Below are 20,318 nucleotides of genomic sequence, written 5' to 3'. Positions count from 1 at the left end.
ACCCCTGCCCCTACGGCGCGTCCGAGGCGGACGCGGACGTGCCGCCCCACGCGAACGATCCCACCGCCGCCTTCGCCGCCGCCTCCACCAGCGCGATCCCCGCCGCCTGGCTCACCGTCCCCTTGGACAGCACCGCGACCAGGTACACGGTCCCGCCCGCGGTCACCCGGCCGATGCTGTTGACGTCCCACAGCCCCGTCGAACTCCGCGCCAGCCAGCCGTTCTTCAGCGCCGACCCCGACCCGTCGGCGGCGGCCGAGACCCCCCACCGCTGGTCGGCCTCGACCGTCCCCATCAGGCCCCTCAGGTACGACCGCGAGGCCTCGCTCAGCTTCGACTCGTCCCCGAACACCTGCCGGAGCAAGGTGAGCTGGTCCGCCGCCGTGGTCTGGGTCAGCCCCCACAGCGCCCCCTCGCCGCCCTCCGTCCCGGTCAGCCCGAAGCGCCGGTTCGCCGCGTCCAGACCGGCCGCCCGGCCGATGACGTCCCACAGCGCGGACGCGGACGCGTTGTCGCTGACCTCGATCATCTTCACGGCGTACGCCTTCTCCGCCGCCGTCAGCCGCCGCCCGGCGTCCTGCGCCCGCAGGAGCAGCGCCGCCAGGATGTCGACCTTGACGATGCTCGCGGTGTCGAACGCGCCGTCGCCGTGGACCGCGCTGTCACCGGAGTCCAGATCGAGGACGGCCGCCGACACCTTCGCCCCCGAGGGCACGGTCACCGTCCTCATCGCCGTGTCCAGCAGGGCGTTGCGGTCCACGACCGGTTCCGTCACGGGTTCCACCGACGCCTCCCCGCCCGCCGGTGCCGAGGGAGTGGAGGAGGGCGCCGGCGACCCGGCCGAGGATACGGCGCCGCCGTCGCCCGCGTGCGCCTTCACGTACACGGTGCCCACCGCGGTCGCGCCGACGACGGCGGCCGTGGCGAGGCAGACGTGGAGCAGGAACCGGCGCCGGGGCCGGGCACGGCGGCCGCCCCGCCGGGAACCTGGGGTGGCTCTGGAGGACTCCATGCCCGCGATGCTCGGGGCGCGGACTGTGCGGTCCGTTTGCCGGAGGTTAGAAGCAGGTCAGGGATGTCTGAGAATCCCGTGAAAACGGTGTCGGGCCGGTTTCGGGGGCCGCACAACCGCAGCAGCATCCCCCCGATAGGGTCGGGGACCGTGGCGAACAAGAACATTCCCGACTCCGGCTACTCCGCCGACGACGGCTCCGCAGACCCCCGGCTGGCCGCGGCCCTGGCCGCCTGGGCCGAGGAACGCACGGCGGTGGGACCGGTCCTGGCGGCCCTGAAGGACGCCCGGCTGCTCGTCCCGGTGGTCGCCGTCCTGGGCGAGGTGGAGGAGGACGAGAACGGGCTGCGCCGCGAGAAGACCAGCGACATGGCGGTCCCCACCCTGCGGGCCGGCGCCCGTACCGCGCTGCCGGCGTTCACCTGCACCGAGTCGCTGGCCCGCTGGGACCCGGCGGCGCGGCCCGTCGCCGTACCGCTGCACCAGGCGCTGCGGGCCGCCGCGCACGAGAAGGCGGACACGGTGGTGCTGGACCTCGCGGGGCCGGTGCCGTTCGAACTGACCGGACCGGTGCTGCTCGCGCTCGCGGAGGGGCGTACGACGGCCGACCCGCTGGCCGACCCGGCCGTGATCGAGGCCGTCCGGACGGTGGTGGCCGCCCAGCCCGCCGTGCGCCGTGCCCACCTCGGACCGGGCCGGGCCGACGGCACCCTGGCCCTGGTCCTGGACGAGACCGCGCCGGCCGCCGAGACCGCGCGGGCCGTCGCCGAGCGGCTGGCCGCCGACGAGACACTGCGGGCCCGCCTGGTCGGCGGCCTCGACCTGGCACTGCTGCCGGCCGGGACCACGCCCCCGGGCGAGCCCTTGTACGTGCGGAACTGACCGCTAGCCGTAGATCGGCCCGGTGTACTTCTCACCGGGCCCCTGGCCGGGCTCGTCCGGGACGAGCGAGGCCTCGCGGAAGGCCAGCTGGAGCGACTTCAGGCCGTCGCGCAGCGGGGCCGCGTGGAAGGAGCTGATCTCGGTGGCGGACGCGTCGAGGAGGCCGGCGAGGGCGCTGACCAGCTTGCGGGCCTCGTCCAGGTCCTTGTACTTGTCGCCCTCCTCGGTCAGACCGAGCTTCACGGCCGCGGCGCTCATCAGGTTGACGGCGACGGTCACGATCACCTCGACCGCGGGGACCTCGGCGATGTCGCGGGTCATCTCGTCGAAGTCGGGCTGGCCGGCGTCACCGGCACCGGGAAGGGGCGTCTCACTCATGACGCACACGATAGGCGCAGCGGGGCCGGGGCTCCGACCTGGCCCCAGGACGTCCCGATTGGTCCTCTCCCGGCTTTGCTGCTAACCTTGTGTGACGACCGGCCGGAGAGGTATGCCTAGCGGCTCACCCACCCGGCCCACAAGTGGAGGCTTCGAACTCCCACCTGACCGCCCTTTAGGGCGGCGGGTCACCGGTCAGACGGTCGCTTCGCCTTTTCGGCGACGGCGCTCCGTCCGATAGTGCGCCCCGCGATCCCAGCGGCGGTGCTCCGGTAGTTCGAGGAGCCCTGCCTGTGATCGTCCGGGGCATTTTTTGTGCTTCGGTGCGGTTAGGTCTTACGAACAGACACGTTACGCGGCTGTCCGCCAGACCGTCGCGTGGTGCTACCGAGGAGGATCCATCAGCACCGAGCCCCGCATCAACGACCGGATTCGCGTTCCCGAGGTGCGACTTGTCGGTCCCAGCGGCGAGCAGGTGGGCATCGTCCCGCTCGCCAAGGCGCTGGAGCTTGCGCAGGAGTACGACCTCGACCTGGTCGAGGTCGCGGCGAGCGCCCGCCCGCCGGTCTGCAAGCTCATGGACTACGGCAAGTTCAAGTACGAGTCGGCCATGAAGGCCCGTGAGGCGCGCAAGAACCAGGCGCACACGGTCATCAAGGAAATGAAGCTCCGGCCGAAGATCGACCCGCACGACTATGACACCAAGAAGGGTCACGTCGTACGGTTCCTCAAGCAGGGCGACAAGGTCAAGATCACGATCATGTTCCGTGGTCGCGAGCAGTCCCGGCCCGAGCTGGGCTACCGGCTGCTGCAGCGTCTCGCGGAGGACGTCCAGGACCTCGGTTTCGTCGAGTCGAACCCGAAGCAGGACGGCCGGAACATGATCATGGTTCTCGGTCCGCACAAGAAGAAGACCGAGGCGATGGCCGAGGCCCGGCAGGCGCAGGAAGCCCGCAAGGCCGACGCGAAGGCCAACCCCGGCAAGTCGCAGAACGCTGCCGAGCTGGATGCCGAGGCGCCCGTCGAGGAGCCTGCCGAGGAGCCTGCAGAGGCGTGATCCCGGGGCAACCGCCCCAGGTCAGCACCCAGGGGCGCGAGTCCCAGGATGTAACCGATACAAGAGCGACGTTCCACCGTGCCCGGTTTCGCGACCGGGCACCGGAGCGCCATCGACGAGGAGATAACGGCGCTATGCCGAAGAACAAGACGCACAGCGGTGCCAGCAAGCGCTTCAAGGTGACCGGCTCCGGCAAGGTCCTGCGTGAGCGCGCCGGCAAGCGCCACCTGCTCGAGCACAAGTCGTCCCGCGTGACGCGCCGCCTCACCGGCACCGCCGAGATGGCCCCGGGCGACACCGCGAAGATCAAGAAGCTTCTCGGCAAGTGACCCCCGGGCGCCCGCCGGCGCCCTGAAGTCAGATCCGGGACCCAGTCGTTTCCGGGCCGCGTGAGTCCAACCGCGGCCCCGCTACAAGGAGTTAACAAGTGGCACGCGTCAAGCGGGCAGTCAACGCCCACAAGAAGCGCCGGGCGATCCTCGAGGCGGCCTCCGGCTACCGCGGTCAGCGTTCGCGCCTGTACCGCAAGGCCAAGGAGCAGGTCACCCACTCGCTGGTCTACAACTACAACGACCGCAAGAAGCGCAAGGGCGACTTCCGTCAGCTGTGGATCCAGCGCATCAACGCCGCTGCCCGCGCCAACGGCATCACGTACAACCGCTTCATCCAGGGTCTGAAGGCCGCGAACGTCGAGGTCGACCGCAAGATCCTGGCCGAGCTGGCCGTCAACGACGCCGGTGCGTTCGCCGCGCTCGTCGAGGTCGCGCAGAAGGCCCTGCCGGCCGACGTCAACGCGCCCAAGGCCGCGTGACGCTGGCGCTGGCTCTGGCCGACGTGACTTGAGGACCCGCAGGCTCCAGGGCTTGCGGGTCCTGTTGTTGGGGTCCGCAGGCCCTGTGTCCGGCCGCGGGCCGGCGGGGGGTTGCCCGCGCCCGCGCGGCGGCAGCCGCAGATCAAGTACAGCCCCGCGCCCCTGTCGGGGTGCCTTTCGTCGCGTTACTCCGAAAGTGATCCTCACATGCCCAGCCCCGAGCTGATCTCCCCCCGTTCCGCACGTGTCGCCGCCGCCCGGCGGCTGGAGAAGCGGAACTTCCGGGGCAAGGACCGGCTGTTCCTCGCCGAGGGGCCGCAGGCCGTGCGGGAGGCCGCGGGGCACCGGGTCGGTGATCTGCCGACGCTCGTCGAACTGTTCGTGACCGTCGAGGCCGCGGAGCGCCACGCCGACATCGTCGGTGCCGCCCGCGACGCCGGCGCCCGGATCCACCTGGCCTCCGACGAGGTCATCGCGGACATCTCCACCACCGTCACCCCGCAGGGACTGGTCGGCGTCTGCCGGTTCCTCGACACCCCCTTCGAGGACGTCCTCGCCGCCCGCCCGAAGCTCGTCGCCGTCCTCGCCCACGTCCGCGACCCCGGCAACGCCGGGACCGTGCTGCGGTGCGCCGACGCGGCCGGAGCCGAGGCCGTCGTCCTGACCGACGCCTCCGTCGACCTCTACAACCCGAAGGCCGTGCGCGCCTCCGTCGGCTCGCACTTCCACCTGCCGGTCGCCGTCGGCGTGCCCGTCGACCAGGCCGTCGCCGGACTGAAGGCCGCCGGCGTGCGGGTCCTCGCCGCCGACGGCGCCGGCACCGACGACCTCGACGACGAACTCGACAAGGGCACCATGGGCGGGCCCACGGCCTGGGTGTTCGGCAACGAGGCCTGGGGGCTCCCGGAGGAGACCCGCGCGCTGGCGGACGCCGTCGTGCGCGTCCCGATCCACGGGAAGGCCGAAAGTCTGAACCTCGCCACCGCCGCCGCCGTATGTCTCTACGCAACGGCCCGTGCACAGCGCGCCTCCGGAGGGTGCCGTTCCGTCACCGAGAGCTAGTAGGGTGACCAGCTCGGGGGCCTGCTGCGCCGTCTGAGAGGTGGAGTACGGGGATGAGTGTCGGCACCAGCAACGCGCCGGGCGGCCGCGGCACCCGAGGCGTGCCCGCACCCCGGCAGACCACCCTCACCGGGCTCGGCGTCGACCCCGACGACCTGCCCGACGGCCTGGTGGTCGCCGACGAGCACGGCGTCGTCGTCTGCTTCAACGCCGCCGCCGCCCGGATCACCGCGACCGCTCCCACCGACGCCCTCGGACAGCGGCTGGAGAAGGCCCTGCCCCTGGAGGACCTGGAGGGCAGGCGCTGGTGGCAGCTCACCGACCCCTACGGCGGACTCGCCATCCGGGTCGGCCAGCCCGAGCGGAACCTGCTGCTGCCCGGCGGCCGGGAGATCCTGGTGAGCGCCGCCTACGTCCGCGCGGAGCCCACCGGGCCGGTCCACCGCGTCGTCGTGTCGCTGCGGGACACCGAGGCCCGCCGCCGCACCGAACGCAGCCACGCCGAGCTGATCGCCACCGTCGCCCACGAGCTGCGCTCCCCGCTGACCTCCGTCAAGGGCTTCACCGCCACGCTGCTCGCCAAGTGGGAGCGGTTCACCGACGACCAGAAACGGCTGATGCTGGAGACGGTCGACGCGGACGCCGACCGGGTCACCCGGCTCATCGCCGAGCTGCTGGACATCTCGCGGATCGACAGCGGACGCCTGGAGCTGCGCCGCCAGCCCGTGGACATCGGGGCGGCCGTCGGCCGGCACATCCAGGCGTACGTCGCCGCGGGACAGCCCGCCGGCCGCTTCCTGCTCCGCATCGAGCAGCCGCTGCCCGCCCTGTGGGCCGATCCCGACAAGGTCGACCAGGTCCTCAGCAACCTCATCGAAAATGCGGTGCGCCACGGCGAGGGAACCGTCACCATTGACGTCACGCCGTCGGTGTCCCCCCGCGAAGGGGACGACCTCGACAACACGGCCACGTCGGTCACCGTGAGCGACGAGGGCCCCGGCATCCCGGAGGAGTCCATGAACCGCGTCTTCACCCGCTTCTGGCGGGGCAGCAAGCGCGGTGGCACCGGCCTCGGGCTGTACATCGTCAAGGGCATCGTCGAGGCCCACGGCGGCACGATCACCGTCGGACGCGCCGCGAGCGGCGGCGCCGAGTTCCGATTTACCCTGCCCGTGAGCACTCCGGCGTATCTCGCCTGACGGCCCACGGGCTCTTCGTACACCTCCACCCCGTTAGACTCGGCCTTTGGCACCTTTGTGTCCTTCACACGGCCCGTCAACGGTCGCGGGGACCATCCGCCTGGGGGCACCTCCCAGCGTCAGCTGGGGGACAAACGGAAGCACGGGAAGAGATGTCGGCACCCAATAAGTCGTACGACCCTGTCGAGGTCGAGGCGTTGAAACCGGAAGAGATCGAGCGCATGCGGGACGAGGCGCTCGCCGCCTTCGCCGCCGCGGGCTCCCTCGACGCGCTCCAGGAGGCCAAGGTCGCCCACACCGGGGGCACCTCCCCGCTGGCGCTCGCCAACCGCGAGATCGGCGCCCTGCCCCCGCACGCCAAGGCCGCCGCCGGAAAGCTGGTCGGCCAGGCCCGCGGCGCCGTGAACAAGGCGCTCGCCGGCCGGCAGGAGGAGCTGGAGGCCGAGCGCGACGCGCGCGTGCTGGTCGAGGAGGCGGTGGACGTCACGCTGCCGCACGACCGCGTACCGGCCGGCGCCCGCCACCCGCTGACCACGCTGTCCGAGCGCATCGAGGACATCTTCGTGGCCATGGGCTACGAGGTCGCCGAGGGCCCGCAGGTCGAGGCCGAGTGGTTCAACTTCGACGCCCTCAACATCGGCCCCGACCACCCGGCCCGCGGCGAGCAGGACACCTTCTTCGTGGCCGGCCCGGACGGCGGCACCGAGTCCGGCGTCGTGCTGCGCACCCACACCTCGCCGGTCCAGATCCGCTCGCTGCTCGACCGTGAGCTGCCGGTCTACGTGATCTGCCCCGGCCGCGTCTACCGCACCGACGAACTGGACGCCACCCACACCCCCGTCTTCCACCAGGTCGAGCTGCTCGCCGTGGACGAGGGCCTGACCATGTCCGACCTCAAGGGCACCCTGGACCACATGGTCCAGTCGCTGTTCGGCGAGGGCATGAAGACCCGGCTGCGGCCGAACTTCTTCCCCTTCACCGAGCCCAGCGCCGAGATGGACATGCTGTGCTACGTCTGCAAGGGCGAGTCTGTCGGCAACCCCGACCGCCCCTGCCGTACCTGCTCCTCGGAGGGCTGGATCGAGCTGGGCGGCTGCGGCATGGTCAACCCGCGGGTGCTCACCGCCTGCGGCGTCGACCCGGAGAAGTACAGCGGCTTCGCCTTCGGGTTCGGCATCGAGCGGATGCTGATGTTCCGCCACAACGTCGAGGACATGCGAGACATGGTCGAGGGTGACGTCCGGTTCACCCGGCCGTTCGGGATGGAGATCTGATGCGGGTCCCGCTTTCCTGGCTGCGGGAGTACGTCGACCTGCCGGCCACCGAGACCGGCCGTGACGTGCAGGCCAAGCTGATTTCGGCGGGCCTCGAGGTCGAGACCGTCGAGCAGCTCGGCGACGGCCTCAAGGGCCCCCTGGTCGTCGGCCGGGTGCTCACCATCGAGGAGCTGGAGGGCTTCAAGAAGCCGATCCGCTTCTGCACCGTCGACGTCGGCACCGCCAACGGGACCGGTGAGCCGCAGGAGATCGTCTGCGGCGCCCGCAACTTCGCCGTCGGCGACAAGGTCGTCGTCGTGCTGCCCGGGGCCGTGCTCCCCGGCGGGTTCTCGATCAGCGCCCGCAAGACCTACGGCAAGACCTCCCACGGCATGATCTGCTCCAGCGACGAGCTGGGCATGGGCTCCGACGGCACCCACGGCATCATCGTGCTGCCGCCGGAGACCGAGGTCGGCAAGGACGCCATCGAGCTGCTCGAACTGGTCGACGAGGTCCTGGACATCGCCGTCACCGCCAACCGCGGCGACTGCCTGTCCATCCGCGGCGTGGCCCGCGAGACCGCCATCGCCTACGGCCTGCCGCTGCGCGACCCGGCGCTGATCGACGTCCCCGGGCCGAACGCCTTCGGGTACCCGGTCCAGGTCACCGAGCCGATCGGCTGCGACCGCTTCACCGCGCGGACCGTCACCGGCCTGAGCCCCGAGGCCCGCTCCCCGATCTGGCTGCAGCGCCGTCTGCAGAAGGTCGGCATGCGCCCGATCTCGCTCGCCGTCGACGTCACCAACTACGTGATGATGGAGCTGGGCCAGCCGCTGCACGCCTACGACCGCGGTCTGGTCCAGGGCACCATCGGGGTGCGCCGGGCGGCCGAGGGCGAGAAGATCGTCACCCTCGACGGCGTCGAGCGGAAGCTGCACGCCGAGGACCTGGTGATCACCGACGACCGCGGCCCGATCGGCCTCGCGGGCGTCATGGGCGGCGCCGACACCGAGATCGCCGACCACGACGACGTCGAGAAGGCCACGTCCGACGTGGTGATCGAGGCGGCCCACTTCGACGCCGTCGCGATCGCGCGCACGGCCCGTCGGCACAAGCTGTCCTCCGAGGCCTCCCGCCGGTTCGAGCGCGGGGTCGACCCGCAGGCCGGGGCGGCCGCCGCGCAGCGCACGGTGGACCTGCTGGTGCTGTTGGCCGGCGGTACCGCCGAGGCCGGCGTCACCGAGGTCATCGCGCCGTCCGCGCCGCACACCATCACCGTCGCCGCGGACCACCCCGACAAGGTCGCGGGTGTCGAGTACGGCCGGGAGACCGTCGTGCGCCGCCTCCAGGAGGTGGGCTGCGACGTCTACGGGCAGGACGAGCTGATCGTCACGGTGCCGTCCTGGCGGCCCGACCTCCTCGAACAGAACGACCTGGCCGAAGAGGTCATCCGCCTGGAGGGCTACGAGAACCTGCCCTCCACGCTCCCCAGGCCGCGGTCCGGCCGGGGACTGACCCACCGTCAGCGGCTGCACCGCCGGGTGGGCCGCGCGCTCGCCGGGGCCGGTTACGTCGAGGCGCCGAACTACCCGTTCGTCAGCGAGCAGGTCTTCGACCAGCTGGGGCTGGCCGCCGACGACCCGGCCCGCCGTGCCGTCCGGCTGACCAACCCGCTCAACGACGAGGAGCCGGCGCTGCGCACCTCGCTGCTGCCGGGCCTGCTGGGCGCGCTGCGCCGCAACGACGGGCGCGGTGCGCACGACCTGGCGCTCTTCGAGACCGGCCTGGTCTTCCTGCCCCGCGAGGAGCAGGGCGTCGCCGGTCACCTGCCGGTCGACCGCCGTCCGACCGACGCGGAGATCGCCGCGCTGGACGCCGTCCTGCCCGAGCAGCCGCGCCATGTCGCCGTCGTCCTCGCGGGCGCCCGCGAGCAGGCCGGCTGGTGGGGCACCGGCCGGCCGGCCGACTGGGCCGACGCGGTCGAGGCGGCCCGCACGGTCGCGCGGGAGGCCGGCGCCGAGCTGATCGTGCGGTCCGGCCAGTACGGCCCGTGGCACCCCGGCCGCTGCGCCGAGCTGGCGGTCGTCGCCGACGGCACCGAGCGGGTCGTGGGCCACGCGGGTGAGCTGCACCCGCGGGTGGTCAAGGCGCTGGGACTGCCCGCGCGCACCTGCGCGGCGGAGCTGGACCTGGACGCGCTGGAGCGGGCCGGCGACGGTGTGCCGCAGGCGCCGGGCATCTCGGCGTTCCCGGTGGCCACGCAGGACGTCGCGCTCGTGGTGGACAAGCCGGTCCCGGCCGCCGAGGTCGAGGCCGCGCTGCGTGAGGGCGCGGGTGACCTCCTGGAGGCCATCCGGCTGTTCGACGTGTACGTCAACGACGAGCACCTCGGCGACGGCAAGAAGTCGCTGGCGTACGCGCTGCGGTTCCGCGCGGCGGACCGGACGCTGACCGTGGACGAGGCGTCGGCCGCGCGCGACGCGGCCATCGCCCTGGCCGGGGAGCGCACGGGAGCGGTGCTGCGCGGGTAGGCGTCACAGGGGACCGCCGTCGGCCGGCCGCGGGTCCGCCGCGGCCGATCGCGCGGTTCCCCGCGCCCCCTGACGGCGCCTCCCGGAGGCGTCCTGAGATGGATCACTCATTCGGGTGAGATCCATCTGAGACATGGCCTTTCGGGCCATGCCGTCGACAGAATCGGACCGGCCTTTCGGGGTCGGTCCGTCTGTTCTGTCAGGGCCTACTTGAGGGGCCATCGGCATGATCCGCATCAAGGCTGGGGTCCCCCACGGAAGGCGGCCCCGGACCAGTTCTCGGCCCTCGCGCTGCGCGCTCACCCTGGGGCTGCCCACGGCGTGGGGCGCCGTCGCGGTCTCCTACAAGTTCGGCTGCCCGCTGGCCGAGCAGGACGGCCTCGGCGCGCGCATCGTCACCAGCGCCGTGTTCTTCGCGGTCGGCACCGGCCTGATACTCCATGTCCGAAGGGCCCTGCTGCGGGAGTTGCGGCAGGCCCGCAAGGTCGCCGGCGCCGCGCAGAGCGTGCTGCTGCGGCCGCTGCCGCCCCGCCTCGCCGGGCTGAACGTGGCGGCGGCCCAGCTCTCCGCCGACCGGGGCGCGGCCATCGGCGGCGACCTCTACGAGGCGGTCGCCACCGAATACGGCGTCCGGGTCGTGATGGGCGACGTGCGCGGGCACGGTCTGGCCGCCATCGGCACCGCCGCCGTCGTCCTCGGCAGCTTCCGCGAGGCCGCCCACGACGAACCGGAACTGGGTCGGGTCCTGGGCCGTCTGGACCGCGCCCTGGCCCGGCACCTGCGAGAACGGGCCAGGGCCGAACACCCCGCGAGCGGCCTTGACCCGGAGAACCCGGTCGCCGAGGAGTTCGTCACCCTGCTGCTCCTGGAGATCGCCGGGGACGGCGGCGTACGGGCGATCAACTGCGGCCACCCGTGGCCCTACCGGGTCAGCGGGGCGGGCGTGGAGACCTTGTCGCAAGCCGATCCGCTGCCGCCCCTCGGGCCCTTCCCGCTGCCGCCGGACCTCGCCGCCGTCCCCTGCGGTCACCTGCTCCGCGACGACTCCCTGGTCCTGTTCACGGACGGCGCGGAGGACGCGCGAGACGCCCGCGGCCGCTTCTTCTCCCTGCCGCAGGCCCTTTCGGACGCCGTACGGGACCGGTCGGGGTCCCCGCAGAGCATGCTCGGGGCGGTCTTCACCGCGCTGTTGCGGCACACCAACGGCCGCCCCACGGACGACATCGCGCTCATGGTGCTCCGCGACGGACGCCGGCAGCGAGTCGCCTCGGGGGCACGCGGACCCGCGCGGCCGTGCGCCGCGCCCCCGCAGCCGACGGATCACCTCCCGCAGCGCCTTCCCTAGCAACCTCCGGTCTTCGAGCCGTCCTGCCGGGCCGACTGCCGGGCCGCCGCACTGTACGAGGGGGGAGCCGGCGGCCCGGCCGGCCTCTTGCGAGGCAGTTCAGTCAACCCGCCCGACACGCTCCGCGACAGCGCGCGCACGCTGCGGATCCGGGCACTCCGTTCACACCCCGTGTGAACACCCACGCACTACGCTGACGACACCAGGCCACTCGGGGGGCATGTCATGCAGCCCAACTCTCTGCTCGACGCGATCCTGGACGAGGCGGGGATCTCGCACGCCGGTCTCGCCGCCCACGTCAACCAGGCGGGCCGGGCCCGCGGACTCGCGCTCCGCTACGAACACACCGCGGTGGCACGCTGGTTGAAGGGCCAGCGGCCGCGCGGCCAGGTGCCCGACCTGATCTGCGAGGTGCTCGCGGCCCGCCTGCACCGCACCGTCACCCTCGACGACATCGGCCTCGGCGTGCCCGGCGAGCCCAGCGTCCCGCACACCACCTCGCTCTCCGGCTTCGTCGAGCGGGCCACCGCGCTGTGGCGCTCCGACGAACAGCAGCGCCCGCACATACTGGGCGTGCCCGCCGTCACCGGCACACCGGCCGTGATGCCGGTGTGGGAGTGGGAGAACCCGCCGGAGGACGTGGACGTCTCGCGCGGCGGACGGCACCGGGTCACCCCGGCCGACCTGGAGATGCTGCGGGCGGCCCGCGCCCACTACGAGCAGATGTACCGCAAGGCCGGCGGCATGGCGACCCGTACCCGGGTGGTCGGCTTCCTCAACGCCGAGGCGGCACCGCTGCTGCGCGGCAGCTACACGGACGCCACGGGGCGTCAACTGCACCGGGCCACCGGCGGGTTGGTCGCCATCGTCGGGATCTGCGCCTACGACTCCGACGCGCACGGCCTGGCCCAGCGCTACTTCCACCAGGCGCTGCGCCTGGCGAAGGCGAGCGGTGACCGCGGCCTGGGCGCCTACGTCATCGCGCTCCTGGTCAACCAGGCCCTGTTCCTGCGGGAGTTCCGGCAGTCCGTCGCCTTCGCGGAGGCGGCCCTGCGCGCGGCCGGCAAGCACATCACCCCGGCGCTCGCCTCCGACCTCTACGCGATGCAGGCCAAGGCGTACGCGCACCTCGGCGACGGCACGAGCGCGCTGTCCTGCATCCGGCGGGCGGAGACGGCCGCCGAACGCATCCGGCGGGGCCATGAACCCGACGAGACCGGCTATGTCCAACCCGGCCTGGTCAACGTGCAGGTGGCCGAGGCGCTGCTCAGTCTCGGCGAGCTGGCCGCGGCCCGGGAGCACGCCGCCGCGGCCGTCGACAACCCGGCCCACGACCGGGGGCGGGTGCACCGGCTGGCCATGCTGAGCACCATCGAGCTGCGCCAGGGAAACGCGGACAACGCGGTGGCCACGGCCGTGCAGATGGCCGAACAGGCCCGCGGGATGGAGTCCCAGCGCCTGCGCGACAGACTCCGGGCGGTGCGCGAACACCTGGTGCGCAGCGGTTCGGCCGGCACCGCGGAGGCCGCCGAACTCATCGACAGCGCACTGCGCGTACCGCTGTAGGCCGCGCTCCCGCCGGGCCCGGCGCGCTGTAGGCCTGAGAAGTCCCTGCTGCGATATTGCCACTTACTCGGCGGAAGGTGGCAGAACCGTGCAGTGGACGAAACTGAACGAACAAACTGTGTACGAAAACCGCTGGTTCAGCGTCAATCTCGCAGATGTCGCGTTGCCGGACGGCCGGCATCTCGACCACTTCCTGATACGGCTGCGTCCGGTGGCCGTGGCGACCGTCGTCAACGAGGCGGGCGAGGTCCTGCTGCTGTGGCGGCACCGTTTCATCACCGACAGCTGGGGGTGGGAACTCCCGGCCGGAGTGGTCGAGGACGGCGAGGACATCGCCGTCGCGGCCGCCAGGGAAATGGAGGAGGAGACCGGCTGGCGGCCGGGAACCCTGCACCACCTCATGACCGTGGAGCCGTCCAACGGCCTCACCGACGCCCGGCACCACATCTACTGGTCCGACGAGGGCGAGTACGTCGGACACCCCGTGGACGACTTCGAGTCGGACCGCCGGGAGTGGGTCCCTCTCAAGCTGGTCCCCGACATGATCGCCCGCGGGGAGGTCCCGGCCGCCAACATGGCGGCCGCGTTACTCCTGCTGCACCACCTGCGCCTGGCCGACCGTCCCTAACGGGCCAGCGCCTGCCAGACGGTGACGACGAGGGCGCCCAGTGCGGTGAGCGCGGCGATCGAGGGCAGGGGCCAGCGGGCGTTCTCCAGCAGGGCGAGACGGGCGTTCAGGTCGTCGAGCTCCTTGGCCGTCTCCTTGGTGCGGTGGCTGAGCAGGTTCAGCCCGCCCTCGACCCGGGCGTAGGCCACATCGAGGCGGCGCCGTAACTCTGCGAGTTCTCCTTGGACCACGGGATGCTCCGGTTCGGTGGCCACGGGTCCACTCCTTTGCGTAGTCGAAGATGTCGTTCCGCATCCCTTTGCATGCGCATGAAGAGTGAACTCGCCTGGTGAGCGCGTGGGGAGAGTGTGCGCAGGGCATATGCGTGCCCTGCACGCACACGGCGTGTGAAAGACGCGGGCCCGGCACCGAGGAACGGTGCCGGGCCCGTAGAGCATCGCTCCCCGTAGTCGCCGCGGGTGTGCTCAGCCGTACGTGTAGAAGCCCGAGTTGGTCTTCCGGCCCAGCCGGCCCGCCTCGACCATGCGCTGGAGCAGCGGGGGAGCGGCGTACAGCGGCTCCTTGTACTCGGCGTACATGCTGTTCGCGATGGAGACGATGGTGTCCAGGCCGATCAGGTCGGCCAGCTTGAGCGGACCCATCGGGTGGGCGCAGCCCATCTCCATGCCGTTGTCGATGTCCTCGCGGCTCGCGATGCCGGACTCGAACATCCGGATCGACGAGAGCAGGTAGGGCACCAGCAGCGCGTTGACCACGAAGCCGGAGCGGTCCTGGGCGCGGATCGCGTGCTTGCCGAGCACCTTCTCGGCGAAGACCTGGGCGCGGCTGATGGTGCCCTCGGAGGTGGTGAGCGCCGGGATCAGCTCGACCAGCTTCTGCACCGGGGCCGGGTTGAAGAAGTGGACGCCGATCACGTGGTCGGGCCGGGAGGTCGAGACCGCGAGCTTCACCAGCGGGATCGAGGAGGTGTTGGAGGCCAGGATCGCGTCCGGACGGGTCACCACCTGGTCCAGCACCTGGAAGATCTCCGTCTTCACCTGCTCGTTCTCCACGACGGCCTCGATCACCAGGTCGCGGTCGGCGAACTCGCCGAGGTCCGTGGTGAAGCTGAGCCGCGCCAGCGTGGCGTCGCGCTCCTCCTCGCTGATCTTCCCGCGCTCGGCGGCCTTGGCCAGGGAGTTGAACAGCCGGGTACGGCCGATCTCCAGGGCCTCGCCGGTGGTCTCGGCGACCCTCACGTCCAGGCCGGAGCGGGCGCACACCTCGGCGATGCCCGCTCCCATCTGGCCGCAGCCCACGACTCCGACCTTCTCGATGTCGGTCACATCGTCCCTTTCGCTGATCTACGGGCGGCCGGCAGGTCCTCCGGATCCGGTGCCTGCTCCGTTCGTGCACGTTACCCGTAAGTATCGATGATCGATCGTGCGGGTGCGGGCATCCTGTGGCGCGGAGGCGATCCGTGACCGGGCGGATCCGGAGAGTAAGAGGGTCTTACGATGGCGCAAGTGTCTCGCAGGGCGTTCACGGCGGCGGCGCTGGCGACGCTGGCGTCCGCGGTACCGGGCGCGACGGCGGCGGCCCGGCCCCGGCGCGCGGCCACCGAGATGCGGGGCATGTGGCTGGCGACCGTCTCCAACCGCGACTGGCCCTCGCGCACCGGCCTGTCGGCCTCCGCCCAGCGCAAGGAGCTGACCGCCCTCCTCGACAAGGCGGTCGACTACCGGCTCAACACGGTGATGCTCCAGGTGCGGCCGACCGCGGACGCGTTCTGGCCCTCGGCCCACGAGCCCTGGTCCCGGTACCTCACCGGCACCCAGGGCAAGAACCCCGGCTGGGACCCGCTCGGCGTGGCCGTCGAGGAGGCGCACGCCCGCGGCCTGAGCCTGCACGGCTGGTTCAACCCCTACCGGATCGCCACCGACACCGACACCGGCAAGCTGGTCGCCTCGCACCCCGCCCGCAAGCACCCCGACTGGGTGGTGCGCCACGGCGGCAAGCTCTACTACAACCCGGGCATCCCGGCCGTGCGCGCCTTCGTGGTGGAGGCGATCCTGGACGCGGTCGCCAAGTACCCCGTGGACGGCGTCCACTTCGACGACTACTTCTATCCGTACCCGGTGGCCGGGCAGACCTTCGACGACGACGACGCCTTCGACGCCCACGGCGGCGACTTCTCCTCGCGCGCGGCCTGGCGCCGGGACAACATCGACAAGCTGGTGACGGAGACCGCCGCCGGCGTCAGGAAGCTGCGGCCCGGCACCCTGTTCGGCGTCAGTCCGTTCGCGGTGTGGCGCAACGCCACCACCGACTCACGGGGTTCGGACACCAAGGCGGGCGTGGAGACCTACGACGACCTGTACGCGGACACCCGCAAGTGGGTGCAGAAGAACTGGATCGACTACATCGTCCCGCAGGTCTACTGGCAGATCGGCAACGCGGCGGCCGACTACGCCAAGGTCGTGGACTGGTGGGCCGGCGTGGCCAAGGGCTCGGGAACCCGGCTCTACATCGGCGAGGCGCTGTACCGGGCCGGAGGCAAGGGCGAGCCCTCGGCCTGGCAGAACCCGGCCGAGCTGTCCCGGCACCTGACGCTGGCCGCCCAGTACCCGCAGGTCGGCGGGCACGTCTTCTTCGCCGCGCGGGACGTGGCCGCGGATCCGGTCGGCGCGCTGTCCCGCGTGGTCGCCGACCACTACCGGCAGCCGGCGCTCCCGCCGGGCTGATCGGCACGCGGCCGGCGATCGTCTCGTAGCGGACTGCAACCGCTGAGTCGCGGACTACATCTGCTGATGGGTCTCCCGGTGCCTGACCTGGCAGTCGGGGCCGGGCGACATGACGGCCTCGTGGCCGTCCTCGAAACGGACCCGGTAGGGCGGGTTGCCCCCGGGGCCCAGCACCTGGACGATCTCCGCGACATGGTCGTGCTGTCCGACCACCCTGCCGTGCTGGACAAGCTGGTCGCCCTCGGCTGCACGCATCTCCAGGGCCTCCTCACGATCGCGATCGTTGGGTGACGGCGATGCACACGAGGACGGCGGCGGCCGTGAGTGGAGCGGCCGCGGTGAGGTGCTCGCCCAGCAGCAGCACCGACCACACCAGTGTGAGCAGCGGCTGGGCCAACTGCAACTGGCTGGCCCTCGGGACGCCCACGGCCGCCATCCCGCGGTACCAGACCACCAGGCCGAGGAACTGCGAGCCCACCGCCACCCACAGCACACCGGCCACCCCGTGGGCGTTCCAGGCGACCGGCTCGTACGACAGCGCGACCACCGCGGCCGGCACCGTCAGCGGCAGGCAGCACACCAGCGCCCAGCCGATCACCTGCCAGCCCGGCATGACCCGGGCCAGCCGGCCGCCCTCGGTGTATCCGGCCGCGCACACCAGGAGCGCCGCGAAGAGGTAGCCGTCGGCGGTGGTGAGCGCCCCGCCGCTCTGGGCGACCGTGAACGCCAGCACGGCCGCCGCGCCCGCGAGGGCCGCCGCCCAGAAGGTGCGGGAGGGGCGGACGCCCGTGCGCACGGCCGAGAACACGGCGGTGGTCAGCGGCAGCAGGCCCACCACGACGGCCGCGTGCGCGGTGGTGGAGGTCTCCAGGGCGAGGGTGGTCAGCAGCGGGAAGCCGACCACGACGCCGGCCGCGACGACCGCCAGCCCCGCCCAGTGCCGGCGCTCGGGCAGCGGGACCCGCAGGAACAGCAGGCAGCCGCCCGCCAGGGCCGCCGCCAGGACGCTGCGCACCGCGACCAGCGCCCAGGGCCCGAACCCCTCCAGGCCCCAGGCGGTGGCCGGGAAGGTGAGGGAGAAGGCGACGACACCGAGTGCGGCCTGCAGGGTGCCGGCCCGGTGGGAGGCGGGCGCCGCCGGGGGAGTGCCGACCGCTATCGGAGTCGGTGCAGTAGCGCTACTCTGTACTCTCATGCAAGAGCGTAGCAGTGTCGGTGCACTGGCGGAACGGCTGCGGCGGGACCTCGACCGCTACTCACCGGGAGGAAAGCTCCCGTCGAGCCGGGCGCTCGTCGAGCAGTTCCGGGTGAGCCCCGTGACGGTCTCGCGGGCACTGGCCCAGCTGGTCGCGGAGGGACTGGTCGTCACCCGGCCGGGCGCCGGCGCGTTCAAGGCCCGGCCGCGGCCCGCGGCCGGGCCCGCCGGGGACACCTCCTGGCAGGAGGTGGCGCTCAGCGCCGACGGCGCCCTCGACGTCGTCCCGCGCACGGTCGACGCGTCCGGGGTCACGGTCTGCCTCGCCGTCCCGCCGCCCGGCGTCCTGGAACTCAGCGGCGGCTACCTGCACGCCTCCCTGGAACCCGAGCGCGCGATGGCGGCGGCCCTGGCGCGGGCCGGCCGACGGCCCGGAGCGTGGGGGCGGCCGCCGCTGGACGGGCTGCCCGAGCTGCGCGAATGGTTCGCGCGCGACATCGGCGGCGCGGTCACCGCCGCCGAGGTGCTGATCGCGAACGGAGGCCAGTCCGCCCTCGCCACCGCCCTGCGCGCACTCGCCCCGCCCGGCGCCCCGGTCCTCGTCGAGTCCCCCACCTACCCCGGCATGCTCGCCATCGCCCGCGCCGCCGGCCTGCGCCCGGTCCCGGTCCCGGTCGACCCGGACGGCGTGCGCCCGGACCTGCTCGCCGACGCCTTCCGCGCCACCGGCGCCCGGGTCTTCGTCTGCCAGCCCCTCTTCCAGAACCCGACCGGTGCCGTCCTCGCCCCCGACCGACGCGCCGAGGTGGTGGCCATCGCCCGCCGGGCCGGCGCCTTCGTGATCGAGGACGACTACGTACGACGGCTGGTGCACGCCGACGCCGGCCCGCTGCCCCGCCCGCTCGCCGCCGACGACCCGGACGGAGTCGTGGTCCACGTCGGCTCGCTGACCAAGGCCACCTCGCCGAGCTTCCGGGTGGCCGCCCTCGCCGCCCGCGGCCCGGTCCTGGAACGGCTGCGCGCCATCCAGATCGTCGACACCTTCTTCGTCCCCCGCCCCCTCCAGGAGGCCGCGCTCGAACTCGTCGGCTCCCCGGCCTGGCCCCGCCACCTGCGCGCCCTGTCGGAAGCGCTGCGGACCCGCCGGTCCGTCCTCACCGGCGCCCTCGCCCACCACCTGCCCGAACTGGCCCTCCCGCACATCCCCGCCGGCGGCTACCACCTCTGGCTCCGCCTGCCCGAGGGCGTCGACGACGGCACCCTGACCGCCGCGGCCCTGCGGGCCGGAGTCGCCGTCACCCCCGGCCGCCCCTACTTCAGCGCCGAACCCCCGGCCGCCCACGTCCGCCTCAGCTTCGCGGCGGTGGCGGGGACGGGCGAGCTGCTGGAGGGCGTACGGCGGCTGCGGACGGCCTGCGACGAGGTGCCGCGCGCCGGATCCTGAACGCCGGCACCGGAAATCCGATCGACGCGGATCCCGCGCACCGGCGAGGATCCCCGCATGACCGACACACCCAGCCTCCCCGACGGCTACGAGTTCTCCGCGGACACCGCCCGGGTGGACGTCGAACGCGTCCACCGCTGGCTGTCCACCGACGCCTACTGGGCGACCGGCCGGCCGCTGCCGCAGCACCGGCGGGCCATGGAGGGCTCCCTCAACTTCGGCGTCTACGACACGGCCGGCGGGGGACAGGTGGCGTACGCGCGCGTCGTCACCGACCAGGCCCTCTTCGCCTGGCTCGCCGACGTGTACGTCGACCCGTCGGTGCGCGGCAAGGGCGTCGGCACGGCGCTGGTCGGGGCGATCCGCGAGCACCTGCGGCCGTACGGCATACGACGGGTGCTGCTCGCCACCCACGACGCCCACGGGGTCTACGAGAAGCTCGGGTTCGCCCCGCTCGAACACCCGGACCAGTGGATGGCGCTCTACTACGAGTCGCCGAAGTGACGTTCAGGCCGACTTGTCGGACACCTCCTGACCATTGGGTAACGTTTCCCCCTCGTCGTGCAATTCACGTATCAAGAGCCCTTGACCTGCGCACTTGAGCGTCACACCATCGCCGCATGTCACTTCGGGTCACGTTCGTGGCGTCCGCACGCAGCGCACCGCTGCTCGCGGAGCGCTTCGAGGACGCCCGCCCCCTGGACCAGGCGGGCTGGGACGAGGTGCAGCGCGTCGCCGCCGATCTGCTACCGCTCGCGGCGGCCGAGCTGCGTTACTGTTCGCCGACGCCGCGCAGCCGCGCGACCGGCGAGGGTCTGGGCTACGCCCCGCTGGTGCAGCTCGCCCTGCGCGACTGCGACATGGGCCGCTGGCGCGGCCTGACGCTGGGCGAGGCGATGGCCAGGGAACCGGACCAGGTGGACGCCTGGCTCGCCGACCCGCGGGCCACTCCGCACGGCGGGGAGTCGCTGCTGTCGTTCATCTCCCGGGTCGGCGGCTGGCTGGACACCCGGCCGGTGGACGACGGCGGCCGCATCGTCGCCGTGGCCGAGCCGTCGGTGATCCGCGCCGCCCTCGTCTACGCCCTCAAGGCGCCGCCGTCGACGTACTGGTACATCGACGTACGTCCGCTGTCCACGGTGACGGTGACGGGGCGCGGCGGCCGCTGGAACCTGCGGTTCGACCTCTCGCCGTCCCAGGCCGCGCGCTCCTGAGCGGTCGCCGGGCGG

General features: G+C 72.5%; 21 protein-coding genes. 15 read left to right on the top strand and 6 right to left on the bottom strand.

The features are described from left to right. Positions 1–10 precede the first annotated feature (10 nt). Positions 11–1,012, bottom strand: coding sequence for a serine hydrolase (locus ACIQOE_RS30785; protein ID WP_401414912.1), 1,002 nt, complete (start codon positions 1,010–1,012; stop codon positions 11–13). A 150-nt stretch (positions 1,013–1,162) separates the two neighbouring features. Here ACIQOE_RS30785 and ACIQOE_RS30780 point away from each other — a divergent pair, with 150 nt between their 5' ends. Continuing rightward, positions 1,163–1,894 (top strand): SseB family protein, encoded by a 732-nt coding sequence (locus tag ACIQOE_RS30780; RefSeq protein WP_351320353.1) that lies wholly within the window; start codon positions 1,163–1,165, stop codon positions 1,892–1,894. Positions 1,895–1,897: 3 nt separating this feature from the next. On the opposite strand, the gene ACIQOE_RS30775 is transcribed toward ACIQOE_RS30780, so the two are convergent. Then, on the bottom strand, positions 1,898–2,272 hold the full coding sequence (locus tag ACIQOE_RS30775; protein WP_351320351.1) for a DUF1844 domain-containing protein: 375 nt from the start codon (positions 2,270–2,272) through the stop codon (positions 1,898–1,900). A gap of 400 nt (positions 2,273–2,672) precedes the next feature. Here ACIQOE_RS30775 and infC point away from each other — a divergent pair, with 400 nt between their 5' ends. From infC to ACIQOE_RS30725, 10 genes are all read left to right on the top strand, one after another. Further along, the gene (gene infC / locus ACIQOE_RS30770) at positions 2,673–3,329 is read left to right on the top strand and encodes a translation initiation factor IF-3 (protein WP_351320761.1); all 657 of its coding nucleotides are present in this window, start codon (positions 2,673–2,675) and stop codon (positions 3,327–3,329) included. A 134-nt stretch (positions 3,330–3,463) separates the two neighbouring features. Next, on the top strand, positions 3,464–3,658 hold the full coding sequence (gene rpmI / locus ACIQOE_RS30765) for a 50S ribosomal protein L35 (protein WP_351320349.1): 195 nt from the start codon (positions 3,464–3,466) through the stop codon (positions 3,656–3,658). A gap of 98 nt (positions 3,659–3,756) precedes the next feature. Beyond that, positions 3,757–4,140: a 50S ribosomal protein L20 gene (gene rplT, locus ACIQOE_RS30760; RefSeq protein ID WP_018549117.1), complete on the top strand. Its 384-nt coding sequence runs from the start codon at positions 3,757–3,759 to the stop codon at positions 4,138–4,140. A gap of 207 nt (positions 4,141–4,347) precedes the next feature. Then, a complete protein-coding gene (locus ACIQOE_RS30755; RefSeq protein ID WP_365573550.1) occupies positions 4,348–5,202 on the top strand; it encodes an RNA methyltransferase in 855 nt (284 codons plus the stop codon). A 53-nt stretch (positions 5,203–5,255) separates the two neighbouring features. Beyond that, positions 5,256–6,401, top strand: coding sequence for an ATP-binding protein (locus ACIQOE_RS30750; RefSeq protein WP_351320345.1), 1,146 nt, complete (start codon positions 5,256–5,258; stop codon positions 6,399–6,401). Positions 6,402–6,553: 152 nt separating this feature from the next. Continuing rightward, positions 6,554–7,675, top strand: coding sequence for a phenylalanine--tRNA ligase subunit alpha (pheS, locus tag ACIQOE_RS30745; RefSeq protein ID WP_351320343.1), 1,122 nt, complete (start codon positions 6,554–6,556; stop codon positions 7,673–7,675). After that, positions 7,675–10,188 carry a phenylalanine--tRNA ligase subunit beta gene (gene pheT / locus ACIQOE_RS30740; protein ID WP_365573553.1) on the top strand — a complete coding sequence of 838 codons (2,514 nt, stop codon included), beginning with the start codon at positions 7,675–7,677 and terminating at the stop codon, positions 10,186–10,188. The genes pheS and pheT overlap by 1 nt, the downstream gene beginning before the upstream one ends. Positions 10,189–10,414: 226 nt before the next feature. Beyond that, on the top strand, positions 10,415–11,533 hold the full coding sequence (locus ACIQOE_RS30735; RefSeq protein ID WP_401414908.1) for a PP2C family protein-serine/threonine phosphatase: 1,119 nt from the start codon (positions 10,415–10,417) through the stop codon (positions 11,531–11,533). 225 nt (positions 11,534–11,758) lie between these two features. Next, complete coding sequence (locus ACIQOE_RS30730; protein WP_362643786.1) at positions 11,759–13,099, top strand: transcriptional regulator; 1,341 nt, start codon at positions 11,759–11,761, stop codon at positions 13,097–13,099. An 88-nt stretch (positions 13,100–13,187) separates the two neighbouring features. Then, complete coding sequence (locus tag ACIQOE_RS30725; protein ID WP_351320335.1) at positions 13,188–13,727, top strand: NUDIX hydrolase; 540 nt, start codon at positions 13,188–13,190, stop codon at positions 13,725–13,727. On the opposite strand, the gene ACIQOE_RS30720 is transcribed toward ACIQOE_RS30725, so the two are convergent. Continuing rightward, positions 13,724–13,981 (bottom strand): hypothetical protein, encoded by a 258-nt coding sequence (locus ACIQOE_RS30720; protein ID WP_351320333.1) that lies wholly within the window; start codon positions 13,979–13,981, stop codon positions 13,724–13,726. The genes ACIQOE_RS30725 and ACIQOE_RS30720 overlap by 4 nt on opposite strands. Positions 13,982–14,191: 210 nt before the next feature. After that, positions 14,192–15,052, bottom strand: a complete 861-nt coding sequence (locus ACIQOE_RS30715) for a 3-hydroxybutyryl-CoA dehydrogenase (protein WP_351320331.1) — start codon at positions 15,050–15,052, stop codon at positions 14,192–14,194. Between the two features lie 171 nt (positions 15,053–15,223). Between ACIQOE_RS30715 and ACIQOE_RS30710 the strand changes: the two genes are divergently transcribed. Then, the gene (locus ACIQOE_RS30710; protein WP_401414905.1) at positions 15,224–16,450 is read left to right on the top strand and encodes a glycoside hydrolase family 10 protein; all 1,227 of its coding nucleotides are present in this window, start codon (positions 15,224–15,226) and stop codon (positions 16,448–16,450) included. Positions 16,451–16,504: 54 nt separating this feature from the next. On the opposite strand, the gene ACIQOE_RS30705 is transcribed toward ACIQOE_RS30710, so the two are convergent. Both ACIQOE_RS30705 and ACIQOE_RS30700 read right to left on the bottom strand, forming a co-directional pair. Next, a complete protein-coding gene (locus ACIQOE_RS30705; RefSeq protein ID WP_401414903.1) occupies positions 16,505–16,705 on the bottom strand; it encodes a DUF1918 domain-containing protein in 201 nt (66 codons plus the stop codon). 13 nt (positions 16,706–16,718) lie between these two features. After that, complete coding sequence (locus ACIQOE_RS30700; protein ID WP_365557973.1) at positions 16,719–17,645, bottom strand: DMT family transporter; 927 nt, start codon at positions 17,643–17,645, stop codon at positions 16,719–16,721. Here ACIQOE_RS30700 and ACIQOE_RS30695 point away from each other — a divergent pair. From ACIQOE_RS30695 to ACIQOE_RS30685, 3 genes are all read left to right on the top strand, one after another. Then, a complete protein-coding gene (locus ACIQOE_RS30695; RefSeq protein WP_401414900.1) occupies positions 17,644–19,089 on the top strand; it encodes a PLP-dependent aminotransferase family protein in 1,446 nt (481 codons plus the stop codon). The genes ACIQOE_RS30700 and ACIQOE_RS30695 overlap by 2 nt on opposite strands. A gap of 57 nt (positions 19,090–19,146) precedes the next feature. After that, on the top strand, positions 19,147–19,593 hold the full coding sequence (locus tag ACIQOE_RS30690; RefSeq protein WP_351320320.1) for a GNAT family N-acetyltransferase: 447 nt from the start codon (positions 19,147–19,149) through the stop codon (positions 19,591–19,593). 116 nt (positions 19,594–19,709) lie between these two features. Further along, on the top strand, positions 19,710–20,303 hold the full coding sequence (locus ACIQOE_RS30685; protein WP_351320318.1) for a histidine phosphatase family protein: 594 nt from the start codon (positions 19,710–19,712) through the stop codon (positions 20,301–20,303). Positions 20,304–20,318 lie beyond the last annotated feature (15 nt).

Source organism: Streptomyces sp. NPDC091282, from assembly GCF_044757385.1.
Lineage (GTDB): Bacteria > Actinomycetota > Actinomycetes > Streptomycetales > Streptomycetaceae > Streptomyces > Streptomyces gramineus.
This window is presented reverse-complemented; position numbering and strand designations above follow the sequence as displayed.

Excerpts from the sequence above, each read along its gene's own strand:
- ACIQOE_RS30785 (WP_401414912.1), bottom strand. The coding sequence starts at position 1,012 with ATGGAGTCCTCCAGAGCCACCCCAGGTTCCCGGCGGGGCGGCCGCCGT.
- ACIQOE_RS30775 (WP_351320351.1), bottom strand. The coding sequence starts at position 2,272 with ATGAGTGAGACGCCCCTTCCCGGTGCCGGTGACGCCGGCCAGCCCGAC.
- rpmI (WP_351320349.1), top strand. The coding sequence starts at position 3,464 with ATGCCGAAGAACAAGACGCACAGCGGTGCCAGCAAGCGCTTCAAGGTG.
- ACIQOE_RS30755 (WP_365573550.1), top strand. The coding sequence starts at position 4,348 with ATGCCCAGCCCCGAGCTGATCTCCCCCCGTTCCGCACGTGTCGCCGCC.
- ACIQOE_RS30750 (WP_351320345.1), top strand. The coding sequence starts at position 5,256 with ATGAGTGTCGGCACCAGCAACGCGCCGGGCGGCCGCGGCACCCGAGGC.
- pheS (WP_351320343.1), top strand. The coding sequence starts at position 6,554 with ATGTCGGCACCCAATAAGTCGTACGACCCTGTCGAGGTCGAGGCGTTG.
- pheT (WP_365573553.1), top strand. The coding sequence starts at position 7,675 with ATGCGGGTCCCGCTTTCCTGGCTGCGGGAGTACGTCGACCTGCCGGCC.
- ACIQOE_RS30735 (WP_401414908.1), top strand. The coding sequence starts at position 10,415 with ATGATCCGCATCAAGGCTGGGGTCCCCCACGGAAGGCGGCCCCGGACC.
- ACIQOE_RS30730 (WP_362643786.1), top strand. The coding sequence starts at position 11,759 with ATGCAGCCCAACTCTCTGCTCGACGCGATCCTGGACGAGGCGGGGATC.
- ACIQOE_RS30710 (WP_401414905.1), top strand. The coding sequence starts at position 15,224 with ATGGCGCAAGTGTCTCGCAGGGCGTTCACGGCGGCGGCGCTGGCGACG.
- ACIQOE_RS30705 (WP_401414903.1), bottom strand. The coding sequence starts at position 16,705 with ATGCGTGCAGCCGAGGGCGACCAGCTTGTCCAGCACGGCAGGGTGGTC.
- ACIQOE_RS30695 (WP_401414900.1), top strand. The coding sequence starts at position 17,644 with ATGCAAGAGCGTAGCAGTGTCGGTGCACTGGCGGAACGGCTGCGGCGG.
- ACIQOE_RS30700 (WP_365557973.1), bottom strand. The coding sequence starts at position 17,645 with ATGAGAGTACAGAGTAGCGCTACTGCACCGACTCCGATAGCGGTCGGC.
- ACIQOE_RS30690 (WP_351320320.1), top strand. The coding sequence starts at position 19,147 with ATGACCGACACACCCAGCCTCCCCGACGGCTACGAGTTCTCCGCGGAC.
- ACIQOE_RS30685 (WP_351320318.1), top strand. The coding sequence starts at position 19,710 with ATGTCACTTCGGGTCACGTTCGTGGCGTCCGCACGCAGCGCACCGCTG.